This window comes from Bradyrhizobium sp., assembly GCF_049691595.1.
Taxonomy (GTDB): domain Bacteria; phylum Pseudomonadota; class Alphaproteobacteria; order Rhizobiales; family Xanthobacteraceae; genus Bradyrhizobium.
In genome coordinates, this window is the sequence record NZ_JBAVNZ010000346.1 from 1 (window position 1) to 2,073 (window position 2,073).

The 2,073-nt window shown below is 62.7% G+C and carries 2 protein-coding genes; both read right to left on the reverse strand.

Annotated features, from left to right (window positions below; genetic code table 11):
• Positions 1 to 44: 44 nt before the first annotated feature.
• Positions 45 to 1,475, reverse strand: coding sequence for a homospermidine synthase (locus WCE35_RS15375; protein ID WP_424594195.1), 1,431 nt, complete (start codon positions 1,473 to 1,475; stop codon positions 45 to 47).
• 34 nt (positions 1,476 to 1,509) lie between these two features.
• Complete coding sequence (locus WCE35_RS15380; RefSeq protein WP_424594196.1) at positions 1,510 to 1,899, reverse strand: RidA family protein; 390 nt, start codon at positions 1,897 to 1,899, stop codon at positions 1,510 to 1,512.
• Between the last annotated feature and the right edge of the window lie 174 nt (positions 1,900 to 2,073).

The following is a 2,073-nucleotide window of genomic DNA, read 5'->3' on the forward strand; positions in this document are numbered from 1 at the left end:
TCAGAAGGCGCATCCCGGAATGACGACGAGTATATGTCCGCCCTTTACCGCACCAGAACATTCCGGAACTGCCAGGGATCCGACGTGTCGATGTCTTCCGGAAACAGCCCCGGCCGGTCGGCCAGCGGCGTCCAGTCGGTATAAAACCCCTTCACGGGCCCAAGATACGGCATCTGGATTTCGAGACAGCGGCGGAAATCCATTTCGTCGGCCTCGACGATGCCGGCCTGCGGATTTTCCAGCGCCCATACCATGCCGGCCAGCACCGCCGACGACACCTGCATGCCGGTGGCGTTCTGGTACGGCGCGATGCGGCGGGTTTCCTCGACCGAGAGCTGCGAGCCGTACCAATAGGCGTTTTTGGCGTGGCCATAGAGCAGCACGCCGAGTTCGTCGATGCCGTCCTCGATTTCGTGCTCGTCCAGGATGTGCCACTTCGGCTGCATCTTGCCGGTCGCGCCGAACATTTCGTGCAATGACAGCACCGCGTCATTGGCTGGATGATAGGCGTAATGGCAGGTCGGGCGATAGATCACCGTGCCGCCGTCGCGCACGGTGAAATAATCCGCGATCGAAATCGATTCATTGTGGGTGACGAGAAAGCCATATTGCGCGCCCGGCGTCGGGCACCATGAGCGCACACGGGTGTTGGCGCCGGGTTGCAGCAGATAGATCGCGGCGCCGCAGCCGTAATTGTGGATGCCGGCATTGTGCGGCATCCATGCTTCGTGGGTGCCCCAGCCGAGCTCGGCCGGCTGCATGCCCTCGGAAACGAAGCCTTCCACCGACCAGGTGTTGACGAAAACATTCCTTGGCTTCGGCCTCTTGGAGCGCTGGGTATCGCGTTCGGCGATATGGATGCCCTTGACGCCGAGCTTGTGGGCGAGCTGGCCCCAGCCCTCCCGGCTTTTCGGCTCGTTGAACGGCGTATTGGTGTCACGGGCGAGGTCGAGCAGCGCCTGCTTGACGAACCACGACACCATGCCCGGATTGGCGCCGCAGGTGGAGACCGCCGTGGTGCCGCCCGCGCTCTTGTGCTTGGCCGCGAGCAGCGTCTCGCGCAGCGCGTAATTCGAGCGCTTTTCCGGGCCGATGTTCTTGTCGAAATAGAAGCCGAGCCACGGCTCGACCACGGTGTCGATATAGAGCGCGCCGATTTCCCGGCACAAGGTCATGATATCGACCGAGGAGGTGTCGACCGACAGATTGACGCAAAAGCCCTGGCCGCCGCCTTCGGTCAATAGCGGCACCAGCACTTCGCGAAAATTGTCGCGAGTGATGCCCTGCTTGAGGAAGCGCACACCGTGTTTTTTGGCGAGCTCGCCGTCCTCATGCGGATCGATGATGACGAAGCGCGATTTGTCATACTCGAAATGGCGTTCGATCAGGGGCAGCGTGCCTTTGCCGATCGAGCCGAAGCCGATCATGACAATGGGGCCGGAAATTTTGGCGTGGATCGGCGAGGAGGGGCTCATCAATGATCTCCGGGAGAACGGTCTGGCTGCGGGATCAGGCGGCACGTCGCCTGGCGGTCACTTCGATCTCGACCTTCATCTCGGGCTTGTAGAGACCCGCGACGACCAGCAGCGTCGCTGCGGGGCGGATCTCGCCGAGATGTTCGCCGCAGACCGCGAACAGGGCGTCCGCGTCTTTGGCGTCGGTGATGTAATAGGTCGCGCGGACGATGTCGGCCATCGCGAAACCGCCTTCATTAAGAGCGGCCTCGATGGTCCTGAAGCAGTTCCGTGCCTGGCTCGTGACATCGGCCGGCATCGTCATCGTGCTGTAGTCATAGCCGGTGGTGCCGGCAACGAAGGCAAAATCGCCGTCGATGACGGCGCGGCTGTAGCCGGCGGTCTTCTCGAACGGCGAGCCGGTGGAAATCAGACGTCGGGACATATCACGCACCTGTCGTCGGGGCACTGCAGGACTGTAGCGGGCCACGCATTGCCGCGTCCCGATGATCAAATCAAGCCGGGTGAGGGGGCTAATTTCCTGGCTCGGCCCGCCAGGCCCGGCCTGGCACGCGGCGTTGCCTTCCCCGTCGGCACGATCATCCCCCAGGCGTCGTCG

Coding starts and splice junctions, on each gene's coding strand:
- WCE35_RS15375 (WP_424594195.1), bottom strand. CDS start 1,475: ATGAGCCCCTCCTCGCCGATCCACGCCAAAATTTCCGGCCCCATTGTC.
- WCE35_RS15380 (WP_424594196.1), bottom strand. CDS start 1,899: ATGTCCCGACGTCTGATTTCCACCGGCTCGCCGTTCGAGAAGACCGCC.